We start from the raw sequence: 17,786 nt of genomic DNA on the forward strand, positions 1-17,786 counted from the left end.
TAGATATACAGCAAAACCAAGCCGGGCAACGAAAATTCGTTGCCCGGCTTGCGTAAGTACACCCTTAGGGATTCGAACCCTAGACCCACTGATTAAGAGTCAGTTGCTCTACCAACTGAGCTAAGGGTGCATGAAAAGCGACCTTGAACGATGAGTACACCCTTAGGGATTCGAACCCTAGACCCACTGATTAAGAGTCAGTTGCTCTACCAACTGAGCTAAGGGTGCATGGTCTCATGCGTTGGGAAGCGTGCCTATGAAAGACACATCCTTTTCAAAACGTTTGCAAAAGTACGTGTTTTTTTTAAAACATCCAAACGATTCTTGTTTTTTTTTGTTTTATTTTTTAATTCCCATACTGCCAGTTTCGGCTGTCAACAGCTCAACAGCCGTATCTCTACTGCTGAAATTTGTATGGAGTTTGATGCATTATTTGCTACAGAAAAAGTTAGTTTTGAACTGTCACAAGTAAGACTTTGAACGATGCAACGAATGTTTTTCGTGTCAAGTTTTCTTCACTGTGAAAGGTGCCTTTTTTTTTCTTGTTCTGGAGATTGAAATCGGGTTTTCATTCAGTAAAACCTTTGCTTTTCTAAGTTTTGGGCGCAGCCTTGATGCGGATAAGGATTTTTGGTAGTGCGGATATAGCTTAACCGCCATGCGACAAGACTTTATCGGCAGTGCGAATGAGCTTGAAACGCACTGCGATTAGATAGTAACGGGAGGGTCATTCTGCGACTGTGGTGGACGTGTTTTGATGAAATTTTGTGCAAGTGACTGTGAATCAGAGAATTGAAAAAAGTGCCGAAAATTCGCGTATTTGAAGACTTTGGTCCTGAGTTTTCAAATACGCGAACCCTGAGAAGCCTTTTGTCCGTTTATTTCAATCCTGTTTTGTGTCACCACCGCTGTCCCTACTTGTTGTTGGTGCGTATGCGCTTGAGGTTCAGTTTGGCATAGACGGCGGAGCTGAGTGTGGGTTCGCCATAGAAGGGTAGGCTTGCGAGCAGTTCGTAGGCCTGCTGGAATTTGTCAGCCCGCGCCATCGATGCGGCCTTGTAGAGCAGGGTGCACTGTGACGGGTCGAGTTCAAAGGCCCTGTCGGCCAGTCGCTGCATGTCTGCCATTTGTGTTGCGTCGGGTGTGTAGTTGTCTGCAAAGAAATCGGCAAGAATAAACGAATAGATGATTTCTGAATACAGGTTGGGGAAGTGATCCTCGTTGGCTTGCCCAATTTCAAGTGCTTTCTTCAGCGCCGAGGAATAGTTCTTTTGGCGTAGTGTCTGTTCCATTGCGAAGATATCATGATACATCTTCTTATTGGGAAACTCGGTTTCGCTGAGGATAATCCGCTGCTTATCATATTCCCCGGCATTTTCCCTGCTGGTGACCAAGGGAACGCGCACGAGGTTCATATACATTTTCTTGCCGAAGCTATTGCCCAGTTGTTTCTGATAGACATCATTGTAGGTCACCAAGGTTTGCCACACGCTGTCGCGCCTGATGGTATAGGTGAAGTCATGCAGAAGTCGCCCGATTTTCGCGCTGGCCAGTTGTTCACTGCTGAGACTGCCGAGAAAATGGTTGAGATAGGGTCGAACGGAGTCTGGATAGACTTTGCTCATCACGTCATAAAGGAAGTGCTCGACAAACTCCACCGACCGATCTCCCTGTTGCCACTTGGTGCGGGCATCGGCATATTGGCCTGGCAACTTGGACAGGATTGCCTGTTTTGACAGTTTGATAAACTCATCGGCAGGATAATAGCCAGACTGCGTGTCGTACAAGTTGCCATCGGCATCGAGCCAATAATAGGTGGGATAAGCATTGGCCTTGAACGATTTGAAGAAGCCGTGCTGCGATTCTTTCTCCGCATCTAAGCTCAAGGCGATGAAATGATGGTTGACAAAATCTCCCACTTTTTTCTGACTGAACACTTCTTTGGCCATTTTCTTGCAGGGACCGCACCAGGTCGTGTAGATGTCTACAAAAATATCTTTGCCTTCTTTTTTTGCCTTGGCCTTGGCCTCTTGCCAGGACAGTTTTTGGAAAATGACCTGCTGCCCGTGTGAGGTGTAACCATACAGGGCCAGCAGGAATACAAATAGAACTTTTATCTTCATTTTAATACTTGTTCTCAAAATCAACAATTTTGTTGCCCACCTCGTTAAACTGGTGTTTGGTAGTCAGTTTGAAGCCTCCGTCGGTGCTGATTTCCAGAACGGCAAAGCCGGCTCCGGACGATTGTTTTGACTCGTCCTGATAGGCCACAAGCATGTAGCCGTGGCTCCGTTCTATTTCGATGTGGTTGATTTTTTGGTTGGCTGCAAGCTCAAAAATCTTCTGTCCGGTCTTGTTGGTTGCGTTGTAGAGGTACAGCGCGTTGCCCGAAGCATAGAACATATAGCCCGGAACCATTGGCGAGCAGGCGAATGTGGTTGCATTGTTGATATTCTCGGATTGGATGACATCGTTGCCTAAGTCTTTGAAATAGGTGTCGGGATCAGCATTTTCGACCCAAAAACCAATAGCCATTTTCAACAGGTGACGCTCGCCTTCCGGAGTTTCGAACACGCCCATGTATTCGCGTGCACCGGTGGCGCTGCGTGCGGAGATGTGGGCATAGAGGCAGGTCATGCCCACATGGTTGGGATCGAAGAAGCCTCCGGGGGTGTATACCACGTCCTCCGAGCCTCCCACCAATTCCATAAAGGCTGAGGCTATGTTGTAAACATTGTAGAAGCACATGTTCTTGTTATCGTACAGAATCATGCGGGCAGGGTAATATTCGGGATCAACCTCGGTATCACCGAAGTCGGCCTTGTCTGCAATGGCGTATGTTTTACCTTGTACGCTGAGGTTGGGCTTTACAGTTGGATTGGGCACCATGGTGTTGGTGGCTCTGTCGTAGGCCAAACCGTTGTCGATGAGGTATTCGCGCATGTTCGATTTGAAATAGGCCTGAGGCTTGAACTCATCGGGCTCGGCGAAGAAAAAGTCCTTGTAATCGCGTGTTTTCAGCATGGTTGTGGCATCCATGAAGATTCCGCCTTTCCGGTCTTGGCACAGCACCAATATCTCGTTGGCACTCTCACTGGAGTATTTGTTGAAGTACACCCTTTGAGGATGTTGGCCGATGATGTCGCCATGGTTTAGTTTGCTATAGATGTCGCTGATGAGTTTGTCGCGGTCATAGCTCCAGAAGCCAAGTTCAGCATGGCCATCTTTCTCGTAGAGTAGCATGATACCATTGGTAAATTCGTTGATCACGTTGATGGTAAACTGCTTTTTGTAGAAGATGCCGGTACTGTTGTCTACAGCCTTGAACACCATGGTGTGCTTGCCGGGGATGAGCTTGATTTTCACGTTGAGATCCTTGTCGTGCGAGAGTGTGTCAGCACTGTAGATGGTGTTGGTGTTGTAGGTATACCAGGAATAGCTGAACTGGGAGAGATCGTTCTTGCTGGCGTTGATGACAGGCGATATCTTGAGGAAGTCGTCCACGTAGACATTGTCATACACATCCTCGATACCGCTGATCGCAGCCTCGTTGAGTTGCAGGAAGTCTTCGTTTGTATCATCGTGGACACAAGCAGTCAGCGCAAGGAGTGTAACCGAAAATAATATGATAAGTTTCTTCATTTTTATTTATCTTTTAGAGTGGAGACCAGTCCGCTGTAATCCATGTTTGTGTATCTTCATCCCATACGGGAGTTTTCAGCAAATAGTTATAGACCATTCGTCCGTAGGACATATAGGTTTGTACCTTGGTTCTGTTCCATGTGGGTGGGAAGTCTTCTCCCTGCAGTTGGATGCATAGGCGATGCTTGGCCTTGGAGTATTCTCCGTAGTAGAACGACAGGGGGATGTCCCAGTAGGTAGGCTTGACCAATTGGTTGGTGATGATGACTTTGGCCGTGAGCCTGTCCCCATAACCCAGATTGAAGTTATCGTTGGGCACGAGGGCGAATAACAACGAGACGTCGCTTTTGTCCAGCTCCTTGTCAAAAACCACAACTTTGATTTGTGTCTCTACTTTTCCTGCGGGCAAGACAACCTTGTTGTCTAAGGCTTTGTACTGAACGCCTGCCTTTGCGGTGGAGGAAGCATCGATGCTGAAGGCTATTTCGCGGTCGTAGTCGGTTGATTCGCCAATAATTTTAATAGGTACAATCACCGTGTCTTGCTTCATTTTGCCTGAAGCAAACGAATAGGAAATGCTGTCAGATGCAGTGATACTGCTGAAATAGACACTCGGTTTCTCGCTGAATATCATCTGTTCGTTTTCCTGACAACCGGTGACCGATAACAGGAATATTAGTATATATAAACCGCTGAAGATTTTTCTATTCATAAAGCACAGTTGTTTAATCGACATGATTATTTAAAAAAGGTATTCTCCTTGGGCAAGGGTAACACATAAACGCTTTCCGGATCCGAGAGGGCAGACTTTAGTATTGGCTTCACCTTGTTATTCAAGCGCTTGTAGGCATAGAAGAGCTGACCCTCGCCAATAAACTCTTTGGCATACTCTGCCAAGATGGTTTTTTGCAGGTTTTCTGCCGTAATTTCCTCCTTGGGCAAGCCTCGGTGATATTGAAGTGTGTTGAAATATTCGTTGGTCAGGCTCAAGTTGGGTGCTGTTTCCGCCGCAATGAGGTAGAGTTCTGAAACTTTGATCAACGGCACTCGCTTGGACGCGTTGTATTTGGCAATTGTGAAATAAGGGCCAGCTGCGCCAAGCCACCACTGCCGACGGTAATCCATGTCAAGCGTTGGCGGGAAGATGCGCTTGAGTGTGGAGTTGTTGATTCCGAGAAATTCGTACCCACGCTCGTCCACTACAAAGTATTTGTTCACCATATCGTCCTTGATACCCGGATATTCCAATGAGAATATGTTTTCCTTTGTAAAGCCGTTATCATCTGAACTTTTAAGGTCGCTGCTTGTAATCAGGGGGAATAGATTGCTGTCGATTACCTCTTTGGCATATTGATAGGCCTTGGTTTTGTCTTCCGGAAGTCCTCTGTAGAGCAGCACTCTTGCCAACAGGGCTGTTGTCGCATAGTAGTTCATGCGATACTCGCGTCCTTTCCACACCCCCTCAAGGGCCTTGAGGTCGAAGTTGGCGTGCTTGGGGCCATAGGGATCCACGCCTGCAAGCAGTTCTCTGGCCTCTGTAAGATCCGCCACTACTCTGTCAAGCACCTGTCCAACGGTAAGTTGCTCGAACAGTGTGTTGGTGAATTGATCCACGTATGGAATGGCCTTGGCCTGCAATCCGTCTGCCATGCTCGGGGCAGGTGCGAATAGCCGCAGGATGTCAAAGTGCAGATAGGCTCTCAACCCCAGTGCTTCACCCTTCAGAAGTTCATAGACTCCTGTGGGGAAAACACCCTTCTTGCCATCAATTCGGTTAACGATGCCGTTCGCATTCGATACCACATTATACAGATTCTTCCAGATCTGGTCTTTCCTCTGCTCTTCTTCCGTCTTGGTGTAGTTGTAATTGGCAGCGTAATAAAAGCTGTTTTGCGTTGTCTTCGCCGTTGAGTAATATTGTCCGAGACAGTCCATGTAGGTCATGGTCAGCTGTGCTCCATACAATTTGCCATCCCTCATGGAGGCATAACAGCCGATGAGGGCATCTCTGAATCCTTGTTCATTATTGAGCAAGTCGTCTGCTTTCAGCTCTGATTTGGGCGAGATGTCAAACCAATTCTCACATGAGGAGAAGGTTAGCGTTATGAGGAGCGCCGACAGACAGGTTATTATTATCTTTTTCATATTCCTTGGTTTAGAATGTAAGTTGGGCTTTTTCATGCTCCATGGTTTAGAAAGTCAACTGGGCTGACAATGAATAATGATGGGCGTATGGATATGCAGTACCCATTTCCCTGTGGATGGTTGACTTGTGAAGGAAGTCGTTAGCCGTAAGCATCAGCTTCAAATATTGTGCCCCAAATGATTTGATCAGGTTTCTGTCAAACGTGTATGCCACACTCAGTGAGGTTCCCCTCAACAGGTTGTCCTTTTCTACGAAGCGTGAAGTGGGCTTGGTTGTCGACAGGTCAGTGATTCGCTTGAACTTTGCGGGTGTGCCGGGCGTGGACCATCTGTCGTATAGTGCCCTGCGGTCGACATTCTGATACGGGTTTGCATTCTCCACTTTGTCCACCAAAGTCTGGTTGTAGGCGTAGCCGCCAAAACGGTAGTAGAAGATGGAGTTGAGCTCCCAACCTTTATAATAGGCATTCAGTCCGAATGTCCCGGTCATCTTCGGGTCGGTGGATTTGTAGGGAACATAGTCGGTTTCGCTCCATGTGTTGGTGTATGAACCATTCTTTTTAATAAAGACTTCGTTACCTGTGGCCGGGTCAATGCCGGCTGACGGTACAACCCATATCGAATTGATAGATGCTCCTTCCATATATCTCACATAGGGTTTTGATGATGCATTGGCGTCGGCATGCGAGTTGTAGGAACTCAGGCCTGATGAGATCTTTCTTAATTTGTTCTTGAAATGCATGCCATTGAGGAACAGATTGAGTTTAAGATCCTTTGTCCTGATAACGGCAGCCTTAACGTTAAACTCAAAGCCTTTGTTCTGAGTCTCCCCAAGATTCTCCTTATAGGAGTCAAACCCTAAGTAGTTTGCCATGGTCACATCAACGAGCAAGTCCTTGGAGTTTTCAACAAAATAGTTGAAATACCCACTCACACAGTGGTCGAAAAGTTCAAAGTCAACGCCAAAATTGTTCTTTTGCGTGCGTTGCCATTTTAGGTTATCGTTGCCGTATGCCTTGATGACAGCACCGATATAGTCTTGATAGGCCAGCTTGCTCATGTATTGATACATCATCATCGACTGGTAGGGGTAGAAGTTCTGGTTGCCGGTGAAACCAGTACTCAATTTCAGTCGCAACTGGTTGATGAGCTTGTTGCCCTCCATGAAGTGCTCATTGTGTATGTTCCAACCGATTCCTGAACTCCAGAAAGTGCCCCATCGTTTGTTGCTACCAAAAATGGACGATCCGTCCGTACGCATGGATGCATCGACAAAATATCGGTCATCATAACTGTAGTTCATGTTGAGCAAGAAACCCATGAGGCGGGTCTTGGTGGCGTATCCGTTCACGTGTGCGCCTTCTTTGAAGCCCGTGCCAAGGGCAGGGTGATCCAAGGCTTGGTTGGCAAAGCCGTAGACCGTGTATGCATCGTAGTCGTCGTTGGTTTCCTGAATGTTCCATCCGCCATTGAAACTTAGCGCATGCTTTTCGTTCAGCGTGGTGAAGTAAGACAGGATGATGTTGCCGTCATAATTATTGGATAATCTCTTCCCCTTGGTATAGCTGCCTTTGTTCTTCGTGTCATCTACGAAGTCGGTGTGGTCTGCCGACTTAAAGACATCCATTGTGCGGTTGATGCGTTCGATGGAGAAGTTTCCCTTGAGTTTCAGACCTCGTATAATATCCCACTCCACGCTGAAATTGTTCACAAAGTCATCGTATACCGACTTATCGTATGTGTTGAGTGTGGTGTTGTAAATCGGGTTGGCGATTTGTGAGGAGCCTGTCGAAGTATTGTTGACAAACAGTATTTTCTTCACATGTCCGCTTTCGTCATACGGATAATAGTATGGGTTCAGGTTGGTGTATGTTCTGAATGAGCCGTAGGGCGATTGGTCTGACGAAACCTTGTCATAGGTAATCTCGTCCCTGAAACGCAGGTTCTTGTAGTTGTATTGCAGTTTGATACCCGTGCCGATGCGCGTTCTGCCCGACCCTTTCATCACACCCGACGTGTTGTTGTATGTCAGGTTTACGCCGTATCTGAAGTTATCACTTCCACCTTCGAGCAGCACACTGTGCCTGTTGGTGATGCCTACCGATCGGAGTGGTTTTGAGAGCCAGTCGGTGTCATAGCCCTTGGAGACGAGCTTCAGCCGTTCGTTGTATGTGTCCAAGTAGTCTTCCTTGACATATATATACCTGCTTCCATTGTACAGCCCGGCCATCTCCTCATACTTAAGTTTTTCCGGGGCATGCAGGAGGTTGTAGTCGGAGAGGTCGGCGATTTCGAAATCGAGGCTCCCGGTATAGTTCAGTTTCAGTTGCCCAGGCTTAGGTGCCTTGGTGTCGATGATGACTACGCCGTTAGATGCCCTCGAACCATAGATGGCCGTGGCCGAAGCGTCTTTCAGGATGGAAATGTTGGACACGCGGTTTGGGTCCAAGTCGTAGATCTTTTCCACGCTCACCTCAAAGCCGTCAAGGATAAACGTGGGCAGGTTGGCCCTACCTTTATATTGTTCGTTGAGCAGATTGGCATCCGTATTGGGTAGAGAATTGACACCACGTACCTGAATGTCGGGAATGTTGTTCGGGTCAGATCCCATGGCCAGATTCTCATTCAGATTAAAAGATGGGTCCAGCGCGGCCACCGTGCTCAGCACGTTTTGGTCGGACACCGAGCGCAATTCAGAGCCGCTGTAATTCGAAACCGCACCGGTAAAAGTCTGTTTGCGCTGAGTGTAATAGCCCGTAACCACCACATTTTTCAATGACAACTCATCACTTTTCAAGAGAATGTTCATCTTGGCAGCAACTTTCTGCCTCACAGGTGTTGTGCCGATATACGATATTTTCAGGAAAGACTCCTTGGGCACGCTCTGCAACGTGAACTTCCCGTCTATATCACTGGTCGTGCCCTTGCCCGTTCCCTCAATCAGAATTGTAGCTCCCATAACCGGGGTACCATCATCTTCCAGCGTCACCTTGCCTTGAACCACGGGTATGATGCCATCGGGTTGTTCCTGGTTTTGCGCACCGACATGGGGTGATGTCAGCAAAAACAGCAGGGTTAGGAGTGAAAACCACATCAAACGTTTATTCTGTTTCATAACTTATCGATTTGGATAATTGATGCGTCAAAGTTAGTTAAAAATTACCACTCGGCAAGCGATTCAACGTATTAATTATAAAAAAAACATAACAAAAGATACAAAGGAGCGGAAAAACCTTTACCTTTGGATTGTAATTTAAAATTCAATAAAATGAAAGCAACAATTAAAACTTTAACAATTTTATGTTTCTCACTGTTGTTAACCCTGAGCTTTTCTGCATGCAGCAGTGACACCGATCCAGCTGACACGGACGTGTTCGTAGGTACTTATAAGGGTGATATTTCTTACACGAGCCTCAAGCCTGCCAATCACATCAGCGCTACCGACGGTAAGGTAATTGTTACCAAGATTGGTTCTTCCTACTCGTTCCACTTCGATCACAAAATTCCTGATCTGAAGAATGTGAACTTCGAAAAGAAGGATGACCACACCTTGGTAAGCATCGGTTCAGCGCTCAAGGGCATCACAATCACTAAGGACAAGCTGACGATGTTGGTAACGAAGGATGGTAACACTTGGACAGCTAACTGTACAAGATAACATCATATATGATCAGTAATCATGGGGCCGGGAGCAAAATGCTTCCGGCTCTTTTTGTTTGCTTGTATCTTGCTTGTCTGTCGGCATTTGGCGAATAGGTCTGGAATATGGTGGGCGCATTGTTCCGCAACTCCAGCTTCACCTCCTGTTTTGTTCGGATGGTGGACAACGGGTGTAGAAATGTCAAATGAATTGATAAAATCTGGATGATTTTTGATGAATCATCCAGAGAAAAATGCGCCATGTTTTTACGGACAAAATCTGGCAGAATGCGTAAAAAATACTGAACGTTTTGCGATTGCAGCCTTTTGGTGGTGCGGTTTGAGCTTCGTGGCGGTGCAAGGAAACCCTTGTCGCACCGCGATTAAGGCTTAACCGCATGGCCAATCGATATGCAATCGCAGATGAAAAAATGAGACTTCCAAGGCCTGTTTTATTAAACGGCTGATTGTTAGGCGACTACGAATGACGCGAATTTCTTGAATTTCAGCCCCGAGGGACTTCGATTTTTAAATGCGCGAAATATGGAGGGGTGTTTGTTAAGAAAAATACGGGTATTTGTCAAGCGGGTGATTCCCTTTTGCCAAGATTCCCAAGAGCTTTATCTTAGACTCTCGGGTGACCATTCATCTTGCCACCTTATCACGGGCTTGCCGTTTTCAAACTCGATGGGTAGCCAGATGTAGCGTGCATCGCTTGGGTGTTTGGGGCGCCAGACATCGGCCATGAAGATAAAGGAGTTTCCTTTCTTCAAGATGTAGGTAGACTGTCCTCCGAAAGTTTTGTCGGCGTTGGGGCCTACGCATGGGTTCTTGTGCTGGGTCCATGGCCCCCAGATGCTGGGTGCAGAGAACATCCGTGCTTCGTTTGGAGCCCATCCCGTGCACCCGGAGGTAATCATCCAGTAGGTTCCGTCTTTCTTGAAAATGGCCGGGGCTTCATTATGTCCCCCGGGAGCCAAGCGGGTGTATTTTCCGGAATGATGGGTAAAGTCGTCGTTGAGTTCGGCGATGTGCAAGGTCAGGTTTTCCTCAGACGAATAGATATGGTAGGCCTTACCGTTGTCGTCGACATAGAGCGTCATGTCGCGCGACATTTGCCCCCCTTTGAAATCCCGTTTCCATATCAGGCCTTTTTTCACGGCATCGTACCAGGTGGGCGTCCACCACTCGCGGTAATGACGCTCGTTGAGCGTGTCGGCGGTTGCCTTTTCCACCTCTCCAAACTCTATGGGATAAATGCCGGCGTTGGCACGCTGGGAGTATAGAAACTTGTAGGGGCCTTCGGGCTTGTCGCTTACGGCCACACCATAACGTGCGGCATCGTAGCCCTGACCCTTCAGCTCGAGATGGAACCACATGACAAATTTATTGGTCTTCTTGTTGTAAATCACCTTTGGCCGCTCCAGCGTGCAGCCACGCTCGATGTCGTCTCCCTTGTTGTCGGTAACGGCGAGGGCAATGCCATGGTTCTTCCAATGCAGCAAGTCTTTTGATGAATAGCACATCACGCCGTGCAGGGCTGCCGAAGTGTGGTCGGCCTTGTGCTCGCCAAACCAATAGTACGTGCCGTTGTGTTCCAACACCCCACCGCCGTGTGCATTGATATGTGCACCGCCTGCATCGGGCCAAAGTTTTCCCGACCGTATCATTTTGGGTTTGGCCTGCCGCGCGTTCCAATAGTTTTCGAGGCGCTCGGCCTCGGCTTTGGTGATTTGGATCACTGCCCCGTGCTTGGGCGAGCTGAAGTTGGTGGCCTTCATCACCCCCTCGTTGAAGCGTCCGAGAGGCTTGAAGGTTTTAAAGTCGGATGTCTCTACAAAACCAAAGTTGTGTGGGTTCACGCTGTATATGTCGTACATCAACACCCACTTCTTTTCTCCGATGCGTTTCCATACGTTCGGCGCCTCGCAGCCACGGTTCTCGCTGTCGATCTGCTGGGCATGGTAGTCGTTGTAGTGGTTAATTTTGTCCGAAATCATATATTTAATGCCACCGGGCGATTCTTGTGCCACGTAGGTCATGAAATACCGTCCGTCGGGCATGGGGCAGATGTCAGCATCGAGCACTTGAATTTTCTCGTCAGGATATTCGAAAAGCAGCTGTGGTTCGGTTTCGAGCGTCGTAAACTCCTCGTTGGCATAGCTGTAGTAGAGTTTGGTTCGCCCACCTCCCGTTTGTCTGATGGTGAAATAGACCATGGGTTTCCCCACTTTGGGGTCCCAGATGGTTTGCGGTGCCCATGCGCATCCTATGTCGCCAAACTTCTGTGGAAACAGCTTGTCTATCCTGACGTTGGTGTGCGTCCAGTGAATCAAGTCGTCGGATTTCATCAGAACCAACCCTCGGTTGTTTCCCCAGCCATAACGGTCAGGGCGCTGCCATTGCGTGGTGCGAAGCCCCATCTGCTTTCCGAATACGTGGAGGTCGGTCATGGCGATATAGAACGACCCGTTGGGAGCGCGGTAGAGGTGTGGGTCGCGTATGCCTCTCTGCTCGGCAATGGAGTCGCCCGATATGATGGGTTCTCCGTTGTTCACAGCCGTGAAGGTGTAGCCGTCATAGCTGATGGCCATAAACAGGCTGTGTGTGGGGTCGTTGAAATAGGTAAAGAGGTATGCCCCCATCTGCTTTTCGCTACGAGGTTTCTGTTTCAGCCCCGTTTTGGCTTGGGCAGGGGTGAGTGCCAGAGATATGAGAAAAAGTAGCAGAATTGTTTTGAGGCTTGTTTGTTGTCGTGACATGGTTTTTGTGTTGGTGAGTTTACTTATAGCTGCTTGATCAGTTTGTCCTGGTATCTTCTCAGAACTCGAATCCTAAGTTGATAAAGAAGTTTGGCTTCTTTGTCCGATTGGAGTAGCTGAGGGAGCCACCGACAGGGCCGAACATCGAACGATAATAATAAGCCGCTTGACAACCTAAGATGGGACTGTGGTCTAAGAGGTTGTGTAGTTTGTCGGCATGCTGGGCACCGGCAATCCGGAGCAAGATGTAGTTGTTGGTGGTGAGTTGCTCTTGGAGTTTGATTTGGCAGGCAACGAAGTGGGGGTCGGTGAACTCGAAATGGTGAATGCCGACAAATGGCAGTTGCTGTTCGACGTAATGGCCGAACCATTGTCCGCCGATGGCGTTCTGCCTGATGAGGGGGATTTCAGATCCAAAAAGCAGACGACCATAGAGCAGTGGCTGAAGGACCAGGCTCTTGGTCAGTCTGAATGACATGCGCCAGGAGGCACTGACCTCGCTGAAGCCGGCGTGATCCTTGTAGTTCGTAAAATTGTCGGTGAAATAGGCATACTCAGCCCGGAACTTTGCTCCACGCTGAGGGAATATCCAGTCGTTTTCGGAGTTGTAGTGAAAATTGGCATGGTAACTGAAATAATGGTCGTCTTTCAGCTTGAAACCCTCGTTTGTCATCTGACTTGACACCAACACCTTATTATAATTGTAGTAATCCCACCGGGCGCTGACATCCATGGCAATGTTTTTGATATTGATATTGAGCAGGCTGAATTCTGCCTTGTGGTGATTATAGGTCACGTTGTATTTGCTGTCGCCTTTTTCATAGATGTCAAAAGTGTTGTGACGGAAGGTGTAGCCCAATGACACATCGGTAAAATGTTCCGGTTTCCATTTGGCCAGTGCTTCCCCCTTGATATCCTGTCCGAGCCTGATGGTTCCTTCCAGATCGAAGGGACTGTAGGCCGGCGTGTAGATGCCGTTGAGTTGCAGCACAACCATTTCTTCGGAGTCGAATCTCACTCCCAGGTTCCCCTGAATGCGATCGTAGGGAAGGCGCTCCTTGTTTTTTTCTTTTGTCGGGGCAGGTGCTTCCTGGGCTGCGGTGTTGGGTTCGTGGGGTGGTGGGGTGAAGTTTTCGGGCAATCCCAATTTGCGCTTGAGTGCCATGAGCTCGTCCCAGTGCTTCATGGCTTCCTCCTCGCCACGCCTTATGAGTGTGTCGATGGCGGCTTTGGAAAAGCTGGCCGCGCTGTATCCCTCGGTGTTCACCCGGATGGGAATGTCTGTGATCGAGAGGTTATCTTCATATTTGTTCATGCAGTACACATCGACAAGCTGTCCGATGACGGATGCTCCGTTGGCAAGGTCGTCTGCCGTTTTGGGTTTGCCCTGCACCGTGGAGCCTATGATGTAGTCGGCACCCATCTTCTGGGCGATGTCGGCGGGAAAGTTGTTGCGCAGTCCGCCATCGACGAGAATCATGTCGTCCTTTCTGATTGGTGTGAAGACAGCCGGAATGGCCATGCTGGTTCGCATGGCATTGGCCAAAATACCACTTGTAAAGACATACTCCGTGTTGTCCATAATATTGGTGGCCACACAGGCGAAGGGTATGGGAAGTTGGCTGAAGTCCATGGAGTCGGTGTATCCCGCCGTCAGTCTGTTGAAGAGTCGCATGAGGTTTTTGCCTTCGATCAGTCCGCTTGTCTCCGAAATGTTGTTTTGCTTGGAGGTGAAGTTTTTGGAAAGCAGATAGGTGTTTTGTCTTTTGCGGTTCAGAAGATCCTGGGAATAGTAATCAGCGCGGTCGCTGAGCAGAAACTTCCAGTTCTGTTTTCGCACAAGTGTGTCCATTGCATAGCCGTTCCATCCACAACTGTAGAGTCCACCTACGATGCTTCCCATGGACGTTCCGGTGATGATGTCTATGGGGATTCCAGCACGCTCAATCACCTTGATCACGCCAATGTGTGCCATGCCCTTGGCCCCTCCGCCGGCGAGAACCAAGGCCACTTTTTTGGTTCTATTCCCGGGCTTGACTGGAGCAGATTGGGAAGGAGTGGGGGTGGCAGAACGTTTGTCCGAGAAGTCGTGTTCCGACTGGGCAAAAATATGTACAGAAAACGCGAAAAATAAGAAGAGGGCGATAGGTTTGAAGACTCTATTTTTCATGCTGCAACGTAGATTTCTGAGGTGATTGATATATTCCTCGTGCAAATATAATGTGTTTTTCCAAGAAAAACAAAAATATACTAAAAAGTTTTCCAATGTCATCTAATATGACTAAATTTGCACAAAACATGAACGTCGATAAAAGATGAAATTCGCAATTATAGCAGCGGGAGAGGGCTCTCGCTTAGCAGCAGAAGGCGTGCAGGAACCCAAGCCGCTCGTAAAAGTGTGTGGCGAGTATCTCATAGACCGTTTGATGCGTATTTTTGTTGAGAACGATGCAGAGGAAGTGGTCGTCATTTGCAACGACTTGACCTCGCTGGTGAGCAGTCATCTTCGCCATATCTCTGAGAAGGGTCTGAACGGAAGACCTGTGCCCTTGCGCTTCGTTGTCAAGAGTACGCCGAGTTCAATGCATTCCTTCCATGAGCTGAGCGGCTTGCTTGGTGATGCACCTTTTGTGTTGACCACGGTCGATTCTATTTTTCGCGAACAGGAATTCTCCGCCTATGTCAAGGCTTTTGAGACAGTGTTGGACGAGGGCGGAGACGGACTGATGGGCGTTACCGACTTCATAGACGATGAGAAACCCTTGTACGTGGGGACGGACGAGCAGATGAACATTACCGGATTTTATGATGACAACAGGCTTGCCAATCGTTATATCTCCGGTGGAATCTACGGACTTGCGCCGTCGGCTCTCGAGACTCTGGACAACTGTATGCAGCGGGGCGAAAGCCGCATGCGCAACTTTCAGCGTGGACTGATTCGTGACGGTAGACGTTTAAAGGCGTTTCGGTTTTCCACCGTGTTCGACATAGACCATGCTTCAGACCTTGCCAAGGCAGAGGCATTTCTGGCAACGGAAGGTCAACCGAGCAGCAACGCATAGGAAACATGGATGTGAAGAAGTTTCTTGCCATACGTCGCGATGACCGTTTCTCGCCTAATTCGGTGGAGAATGATCGCCTGATATTGCAGGCCGCATGCCATGAAATCGCAGGCTTGCTGGGGATTGAGGAGGACATTCGCATGATGGACGAGGCGGAGTTGCCGAATTTCCCGGACGCAGTTGACTGCTACATCTCAATGGCTCGGTCGGACGAGGCATTGCAAGTGCTGGCGGAACAAGAATCCAAAGGCAGTATCGTGGTCAACACGCCGGGTGCGGTGAAGCACTGCCAGCGCTCGCGGCTCAATCACCTCATGCATGAAAACCAGATTCCAATGCCGGGGGAGAAAAGCAGCGGAAGCTACTGGCTGAAGCGTGGCGATGCGGCTGCACAGTCCAGCAAGGATGTGGTGTTCTGTCCCGACAAAAAGTCCTTGGAGCATGCCAAGGATGCTTTCCTGGCGCGGGGCATCAGCGATATGGTGGTCAGTGCGCATGTTCCCGGCGACTTGGTGAAGTTTTATGGTGTCGGAACCCGTTTCTTCAAATATTTCTACCCCAGCGATGATGGCATGTTCAAGTTTGACAATGAAGTTCGAAACGGCAAGGCACACCATTATTCCTTTGATGACGATGCGTTGCGTGCAGATGTATCAAGGCTCGCCGAACTCGCCGGAATCGATATATATGGCGGCGATGCCATTATCAGGGAGGACGGCCGATATTATATCATTGATTTCAACGACTGGCCAAGTTTCTCGCGATGCAGGGAGGAGGCGGCCAAGGCCATAGCTGGCGAGATTGTCTCCAAGCTATTATAATATTTATAAAACAGACCTCCTTGGTGGAGGAAACAAATTACAAAAAAGCGAAATGGCTACATTTAAGGAACTGTTACAGTCATCTCTCAAGTCGAAAGACACGGAAGAATGGTTGGATGTGCATTTTACCCGTCCGATAGGACTGGTCTTTGCCCTATTGTGGAACAAGTTGGGCATACATCCCAACACCATTACCATTCTATCTATTTTCTTCGGTGTCGGAGCCGGATGGATGTTTTATTATACCGATCTCACCCACAACATCATGGGCGTAGTGCTGCTGATGCTGGCCAATTTCTGTGACTCCACAGATGGTCAGATGGCCCGCCTCACGGGCAAGAAGACCCTGGTGGGCCGGGTTTTGGACGGAGCCTCGGGCGATATGTGGTTTCTTGCGATCTACGTAGCGCTCTGTCTGCGGATGCAGGGACAGTTTATTCCCGGAACGCAGATGCGTTGGGGTATCTGGATATGGGTGTTGGGAATCTTGGCCGGTTTTCTGAGCCATGCGCCTCAGGCCATGCTGGCTGACTACTATCGGCAGATTCACCTTTTCTTTCTCAAAGGCAAGGCGGGATCTGAACTCGACAGTTATGCCCAACAACGTGCGGTTTATGAGTCCACGCCGAAGGAACAGGTGTTGGCGCGGCTCTTTTACAACAACTATGCAGGGTATTGTAGAAAACAGGAAAAGCGCACGCCCAAGTTTCAAAAATTCTTTGCTGCCTGGAAAGAAAAGCTTTCGTCGCATCACAGCGCCGTGCTCGAGCCGGTGCGTCAGGCATTTCTTGACGGGAGTCGCCCGATGATGACCTATGCCAACATCCTGTCATTCAACGCTCGTGCCATCATTCTATACATCACGTGTCTGCTTAACTGTCCGTGGATATATTTTCTCTTCGAAATCACAGCGTTCAACTTCCTTTACGGCTATATGCACAAAAGCCACGAGAACCTGTGTCGCGACATGACTGTTGAACTCTCCAAACTCCCGAGCCATGATTAAAGGATATTTATTTGACTATGGTGGAACCCTCGATACAGCAGGTTGCCACTGGGGACAAATGTTATGGGCAGCCTATCAGCGCCAGCATGTGCCGGTAGGCGAACAGGATTTTCGCGATGCCTACGTCTATGGCGAGCGCAAATTGGGCAACGAGTCACTGATTCGTCCCGACTTCACTTTTTACAAGACGCTTGCCGTTAAGATTCGTCTGGAAATGGAGTGCCTCTGCATGTCGGGAGCGTGGAATGCTGACGAGTCGGAATTCAAGAGCAAGCACAAGGCTGTGCTCGAAGACCTTTATACACGAGTGAAAGCCACCACTAACTACAGCGGGAAAGTGCTGGCCAAGTTGCAGGCACGCTACCCTTTGGTGCTTGTGAGCAACTTCTATGGAAACATCAATACTGTGTTGCAGGAATTTGGACTCAGCACATACTTCGAAGACGTTATCGAGTCTGCCGCTGTTGGTATTCGCAAGCCCGATGCACGCATCTTCAGGTTGGGTGTGGAGAGTCTTGGCCTGAAACCGGAGGAAACGGTCGTTGTGGGCGACAGCTTTTATAAAGACATAGAGCCTGCCCGCAAGCTGGGATGCCATACGGTGTGGTTCAAGGGTAAGGGATGGACCAATAGAAAGTTTGACGAGACGGTGCCCGACCATATCATTACTGATCTGGCACAGTTGTTGGAGATATAGTCTGCGGACATT

The 17,786-nt window shown here is 48.7% G+C and carries 12 protein-coding genes and 2 tRNA genes; 5 read left to right on the plus strand and 9 right to left on the minus strand.

Going from position 1 to position 17,786, the window contains the following annotated elements; genetic code table 11:
* Positions 1–57: 57 nt before the first annotated feature.
* From HMPREF0645_RS00515 to HMPREF0645_RS00545, 7 genes are all read right to left on the minus strand, one after another.
* Positions 58–130: transfer RNA gene (locus HMPREF0645_RS00515), tRNA-Lys, on the minus strand.
* A 25-nt stretch (positions 131–155) separates the two neighbouring features.
* A tRNA-Lys gene (locus HMPREF0645_RS00520) sits at positions 156–228 on the minus strand.
* 686 nt (positions 229–914) lie between these two features.
* Positions 915–2,123: a thioredoxin family protein gene (locus tag HMPREF0645_RS12920; protein WP_007172818.1), complete on the minus strand. Its 1,209-nt coding sequence runs from the start codon at positions 2,121–2,123 to the stop codon at positions 915–917.
* A 1-nt stretch (position 2,124) separates the two neighbouring features.
* Positions 2,125–3,642 (minus strand): PKD-like family lipoprotein, encoded by a 1,518-nt coding sequence (locus HMPREF0645_RS00530; protein ID WP_007172819.1) that lies wholly within the window; start codon positions 3,640–3,642, stop codon positions 2,125–2,127.
* 13 nt (positions 3,643–3,655) lie between these two features.
* Entirely contained in the window at positions 3,656–4,354 is a 699-nt protein-coding gene (locus HMPREF0645_RS00535) for a DUF4843 domain-containing protein (protein ID WP_169305443.1), read from the minus strand.
* A gap of 26 nt (positions 4,355–4,380) precedes the next feature.
* Positions 4,381–5,787 carry a RagB/SusD family nutrient uptake outer membrane protein gene (locus tag HMPREF0645_RS00540; RefSeq protein ID WP_044123100.1) on the minus strand — a complete coding sequence of 469 codons (1,407 nt, stop codon included), beginning with the start codon at positions 5,785–5,787 and terminating at the stop codon, positions 4,381–4,383.
* 46 nt (positions 5,788–5,833) lie between these two features.
* The gene (locus HMPREF0645_RS00545; protein WP_007172822.1) at positions 5,834–8,902 is read right to left on the minus strand and encodes a SusC/RagA family TonB-linked outer membrane protein; all 3,069 of its coding nucleotides are present in this window, start codon (positions 8,900–8,902) and stop codon (positions 5,834–5,836) included.
* A gap of 153 nt (positions 8,903–9,055) precedes the next feature.
* Between HMPREF0645_RS00545 and HMPREF0645_RS00550 the strand changes: the two genes are divergently transcribed.
* Positions 9,056–9,445 (plus strand): hypothetical protein, encoded by a 390-nt coding sequence (locus HMPREF0645_RS00550; protein ID WP_007172823.1) that lies wholly within the window; start codon positions 9,056–9,058, stop codon positions 9,443–9,445.
* 601 nt (positions 9,446–10,046) lie between these two features.
* Here the strand turns inward: HMPREF0645_RS00550 and HMPREF0645_RS00555 are convergent.
* On the minus strand, positions 10,047–11,159 hold the full coding sequence (locus HMPREF0645_RS00555) for a glycoside hydrolase family 43 protein (protein WP_044123191.1): 1,113 nt from the start codon (positions 11,157–11,159) through the stop codon (positions 10,047–10,049).
* 1,087 nt (positions 11,160–12,246) lie between these two features.
* Positions 12,247–14,358, minus strand: coding sequence for a patatin-like phospholipase family protein (locus HMPREF0645_RS00560; protein ID WP_007172826.1), 2,112 nt, complete (start codon positions 14,356–14,358; stop codon positions 12,247–12,249).
* A 145-nt stretch (positions 14,359–14,503) separates the two neighbouring features.
* Between HMPREF0645_RS00560 and HMPREF0645_RS00565 the strand changes: the two genes are divergently transcribed.
* From HMPREF0645_RS00565 to HMPREF0645_RS00580, 4 genes are read left to right on the plus strand one after another with little or no spacing between them, the layout of a single operon-like run.
* A complete protein-coding gene (locus HMPREF0645_RS00565) occupies positions 14,504–15,250 on the plus strand; it encodes a nucleotidyltransferase family protein (protein ID WP_007172827.1) in 747 nt (248 codons plus the stop codon).
* Between the two features lie 5 nt (positions 15,251–15,255).
* Positions 15,256–16,071, plus strand: coding sequence for an ATP-grasp domain-containing protein (locus HMPREF0645_RS00570; protein ID WP_007172828.1), 816 nt, complete (start codon positions 15,256–15,258; stop codon positions 16,069–16,071).
* Between the two features lie 52 nt (positions 16,072–16,123).
* Positions 16,124–17,077 (plus strand): CDP-alcohol phosphatidyltransferase family protein, encoded by a 954-nt coding sequence (locus tag HMPREF0645_RS00575; protein ID WP_007172829.1) that lies wholly within the window; start codon positions 16,124–16,126, stop codon positions 17,075–17,077.
* Positions 17,070–17,774, plus strand: a complete 705-nt coding sequence (locus HMPREF0645_RS00580; RefSeq protein WP_007172830.1) for an HAD family hydrolase — start codon at positions 17,070–17,072, stop codon at positions 17,772–17,774. The genes HMPREF0645_RS00575 and HMPREF0645_RS00580 overlap by 8 nt, the downstream gene beginning before the upstream one ends.
* Positions 17,775–17,786: the final 12 nt, after the last annotated feature.

Origin of the sequence: Hallella bergensis DSM 17361 (assembly GCF_000160535.1) — a bacterium.
GTDB classification, from domain to species: Bacteria; Bacteroidota; Bacteroidia; order Bacteroidales; family Bacteroidaceae; genus Prevotella; species Prevotella bergensis.